Raw genomic sequence first — 3,921 nt, 5'->3', positions numbered from 1 at the left:
GACAACCAGGCTCGCTCAGGAAGCCCTCGCAATCGAGGCCGAAGAAGCGCGCGCGGCCGGCGCCCTCGGCTTCATGGCTCGGATCCTCGTCCAGGCCACACTGCCCCACAGCCGGCCCCACAAAGGTCCAAACCCGCACGAGTTCGAACGCGTCAACGGCCGCTTCACCCTCTACATGAACGCGCCCCCCTCGGTTGGACTCCCCTACGGTTCATACCCGCGGCTAGCACTCGCTTGGCTCTCGACCGAGGCGGTCCGTACCCGGAGCCGCGAGATCGAGCTCGGCCCAACCTTCTCGAACTTCATGTACAAGCTCGGACTCACTCCAGTGACCGGCAAGCGCGGCACCACTTCGCGCCTCCGCGACCAGCTCCACCGGCTCTTCTCGACAACGATCCGCTGCAGCTATTCGGACGAGGCCGAAGGCCACGCCGCCGGTGTCGGTTACGCTATCGCGCACAAGCACCAGCTCTGGTGGTCGCCTCGAGATCCAGAGCAGCGGCCGCTCTGGAACTCGATCGTCGTCCTGAGCACCGAGTTCTACGACGAGCTCGTCGCCCACGCCGTGCCGATCGATCTCCGCGCTCTCAAAGCCCTGAAGGGGTCGCCACTGGCTCTCGACATTTACTCCTGGCTCACCTACCGAATGAGCTACCTACGGAGGCCCTGCCTCATTCCCTGGGAGGCGCTCCAGACGCAGTTCGGCGCCGACTACGGACGGCTGAGAGACTTCAAGAGGAAGTTCCTCGCTCACCTGGCCGACGTTCTCCATGTCTACCCCGCGGTGCGCCTTGCGGAGCCGCCGACAGGATTGCTGCTCCGCCCTTCACCGACTCATCTTCCTCGGGCCACAGCCAGTCAGAGCTAGAAGCTCTCTGACCACGACCCAACCCGTTCTCGCATCCTCAGTGTCCGTGCTGTTCCTCGCCGAACTCCGCCTTGAAAGACTCCCAGCGCTTCTTCAAGTCAGCGAGGAGCTCCCGGAAGTCCTGCCGCTCTCGCAGTACCGCGAAGTGCCGATCCTGAAGGAAAGCCGGGTAGTTGGGCAGACCACGCTACACTCTGCCCACTCAACTAGCGTGTCCCCGGTGCCGGGGAAGGAGGTCCTCATGAAGCAGGGAGTGGGAGTCCTAGTGGTCTTGTCGACGCTGGTCGCGGCCGGAGCTCGGGCTCAGGGTCCGACACCAGTCTCACCGGGAAGCCAGGCAGGGATGGCCGTGGTCTCCGGCAGGTGCCCGACGTTCAACTGGACAGCCGCTGCGGGTGCCGAGCCGGTCGAGCTGGTTGTCTACCGAGTGCCGGAGGGAGAAACGGAAGGTCCGCCCGAGCAGGTACTCTCGGTGAGTCTCCCGGGGACGGCAAACGGCTGGTCGCCCTCCTTGGCGCAGTGCCTGAAGCCAGGGGGGCGCTACGCCTGGTCGGTGCGTGCCGGTGGTGAGTGGTCGGAGGCGAGCCTGTTCGAGGTGTCGCTCGCTCCGAGTGACGCCGAGGTGCAGGCGGCGATCGCCGTGCTGAGACGGATCGAGGGTAGCGGAGGTCCATCCGAAGTAGCCGGCACCGAGCAGCCGCCTCCGACTGCGCCCTCGACGGCACTGTCCAGGACGGCGGCCGCTCTGGTCTCTCCTTCGGTCGGCATCGGATCGCCCGAGCCCGCGACGATCACGCCGCCCGGCTACTATGACCTGTCGATCGCAGGGGACGTCGACCTGGGCGGGATTGTCTTCGCCAATGGCCAGGCATTCCTACACGGCCAGGGGACCTCCAACACGGCGCTCGGTCGACAAGCGATGGTATACCTGCAGTCCGATGGCTTCTACGGCTCGGAGAACACCGCGATCGGCGCGAGGGCCCTGTCCGCGACCACGACCGGCCGGAGTAACGTGGCCGTCGGTAGCGGTGCGCTCACCTACAACGCCACCGGCCGCGCCAACACCGCGGTGGGATACCACGCGCTGTTCTTCAACGTCGATGGTAGCCACAACATTGCGATCGGCTACTTCGCCCTGGCGAACGCGCAGTCGACGAACAACACCGCCGTCGGCGCCTATACTTTGTTGGCAGACACCTCCAACGACAACGCTGCATTCGGCGCCCATGCGCTCAGGAAGAACCTGCAGGCGCGCAACACCGGTCTCGGCTCGGAGGCACTGCGCAACAACACCACCGGGCACGACAACACCGCCGTCGGCCACGCCGCGCTGCGCGACAACCTCAGCGGCAAGCAGAACACCGCTATCGGCCAGGCCGCGTTGCTCGAGAACGAGCTCGGCAACGACAACACCGCTGTCGGCGAGGATGCCCTCCGCTACAGCACCGGCTCGCGCAACATCGCAGTCGGCCGCTACGCCGGCCGCGCGGCTACCACCGGCAACGACAACATCTTCATCGGCAACACGGGAGCCGCCGCCGAGACGGCGACGATCAAGATCGGCATCCACAACACGCAGTCGCAGACCTTCATCGCCGGCATCAGCAACTCGACGGTGACCGACGCCGGCGTTCTAATCGACACCAGCAACGGCCGCCTGGGAGTCAACACCTCGTCTCGACGGTTCAAGGAGGGCATCCGCGAGATCGGTGACCGATCACTCGCTCTTCTCGACCTCCGACCGGTCGCCTTCCACCATAAAGGCGGCTCGACCGAGGCCCCGCAGCCCCTGGAGTTCGGCCTCATCGCCGAGGAGGTCGCCGACGTATTCCCCGAACTGGTGGTCTACGACGAGACCGAGCAGCCGTTTACGGTGAAATACCACCTGCTCTCCTCGCTCCTGCTCAACGAGCTCCAGAAGCAGAACCGCCAGAACCAGGTGCAGTGGGCGCTCATGGGAGTCATGTTCCTCGCCACGGTGGCCCTGACCGTGGGCCGGTGGCGCTTCGAGTGAGGCGGGTCCCCGCGAGATCTTGCCGGAAGATCTGGGCTGCATCGGGTCGTCGCTGCGCTCCCGGTCCCTGCCCTACGAATCGTCTGGCCCCGGCGAGGGCATCAGCCCTAGCTGGGACAGAAAAGCCACATTGTCCCAGCTCACCCAGGTCTCGACGATCTTCCCGTTCTCAAGCCGCTGGATGATGATGTTGACCAGGGTGAACCCCTTGCCGGTCGCTGGCAGGTCGCCCATCGGCCCGATCTGAATACCGGTCATGGTGGAAACATAGGCGACCCGATCACCATCGGCGATCATCTGGCTCAATGTGTCTTCGTACTCGGGCACCGCGGTGAGGAACTCCTCGAGGAAGGCGAAGAACTCCTCGGTCCCTTGGAGTTCCTGGAGCGCGGGCGGCATCGCCTGGCAGTGGCGGACATAGTCTGGCCCGATCGCTGCCTTGAATCTCTCGAAATCGCCGCTCGCGAGCACCGCGTGGGTGTCCCGGACGATGGCCATGTTCTTCTGCTCGATGAAGTCCGGCGGTAGTTCGTCGGAACAACCGGCGAAGACCGCTCCGCACGCAACGACGACGCTCACGATACGCATTCTGCGAAGCATGATGGCACCTCCAATAGGGCTTTCGAGCTCGGGGGTTCGGTTCCGTCCGACATCCTATCGTGGTGACCGGATGGCATGGCACGAGAGCCCTGGAGGCTAACGACGATCGATCAGCTGGTCACGTTCCCTGTGTTGACCTGCTTGGGGCAGCTCTCGGGCTCCGAGAGTCCAATGGTGTCCCCAAGGGGACCGAACCGCTCGAAAACGAAAGAAGTGCCGCAGATCTTCCGGCTCGACGGATGGGTAGCGGTGTAGCCCGTGCCGCTGCGACGAATCTCAGCGGTCGGCCGAGTCGGGGCCGGCCCATAGCCGACTTCCTGCGGCAGCTCGAAGACCGGACTTGGAAGGGGCTCTTCGATCTCATGCGCTTCGCCATGCGTCCCCTTCGATGATGCCGCTGCTTCAGTCCCGTGCTCGACCGGGTGACCCGCAGCCAGGG

4 protein-coding genes are annotated in these 3,921 nt (G+C 65.0%); 2 read left to right on the top strand and 2 right to left on the bottom strand.

The window, feature by feature from the left end:
* Together GY769_02770 and GY769_02765 are read left to right on the top strand one after the other, a co-directional pair.
* Nucleotides 1–868 (top strand): pirin (locus GY769_02770; protein MCP4200840.1); only part of this gene is annotated, 868 nt, incomplete at its 5' end.
* A gap of 241 nt (nucleotides 869–1,109) precedes the next feature.
* Nucleotides 1,110–2,882 (top strand): hypothetical protein, encoded by a 1,773-nt coding sequence (locus GY769_02765; protein ID MCP4200839.1) that lies wholly within the window; start codon nucleotides 1,110–1,112, stop codon nucleotides 2,880–2,882.
* Nucleotides 2,883–2,954: 72 nt separating this feature from the next.
* Here GY769_02765 and GY769_02760 read toward each other — a convergent pair whose 3' ends face one another.
* Both GY769_02760 and GY769_02755 read right to left on the bottom strand, forming a co-directional pair.
* On the bottom strand, nucleotides 2,955–3,482 hold the full coding sequence (locus GY769_02760; GenBank protein MCP4200838.1) for an ester cyclase: 528 nt from the start codon (nucleotides 3,480–3,482) through the stop codon (nucleotides 2,955–2,957).
* Nucleotides 3,483–3,592: 110 nt separating this feature from the next.
* Nucleotides 3,593–3,921 (bottom strand): hypothetical protein (locus GY769_02755; protein MCP4200837.1); only part of this gene is annotated, 329 nt, incomplete at its 5' end.

The sequence above is a fragment of the bacterium genome (assembly GCA_024224155.1).
Taxonomy (GTDB): domain Bacteria; phylum Acidobacteriota; class Thermoanaerobaculia; order Multivoradales; family JAHEKO01; genus CALZIK01.
This window is presented reverse-complemented; position numbering and strand designations above follow the sequence as displayed.